This is a genomic window from Ferrovum myxofaciens, from assembly GCF_000735045.1.
Classification (GTDB): domain Bacteria; phylum Pseudomonadota; class Gammaproteobacteria; order Burkholderiales; family Ferrovaceae; genus Ferrovum; species Ferrovum myxofaciens.
In genome coordinates, this window is sequence record NZ_JPOQ01000122.1 from 1 (window position 1) to 253 (window position 253).

General features: G+C 52.2%; 1 protein-coding gene. It reads left to right on the forward strand.

Annotation, left to right across the window (positions count from 1 at the left end):
* Positions 1 to 16: 16 nt before the first annotated feature.
* On the forward strand, positions 17 to 253 hold a 237-nt coding region (locus IV91_RS17360; RefSeq protein ID WP_031599603.1), incomplete at its 3' end, for a hypothetical protein.

Genomic DNA, 253 nt, shown 5'->3' on the forward strand with positions numbered 1-253 from the left:
ACGAAGGAGAAATAGAATGAAGAAGGATGTGACAACTGCAGCAGAAAGGCAAGCCGCCTACCGCAAGCGTCGGTGTGAGGCGGGAGAGAATGGTGAACGCCGTATAAACCTGTGGGTATCGACCGGTGCCAGTCTGGCGGTCCAGCGATTGGCGTCCCGTTACTGCGTAACGAAGCGAGAATTGGTTGAGCGACTGGTAGTGGCAGAAGAGAAAAAGATCCTATCTGGGATAAGTAGCGATGAATTGGATGTA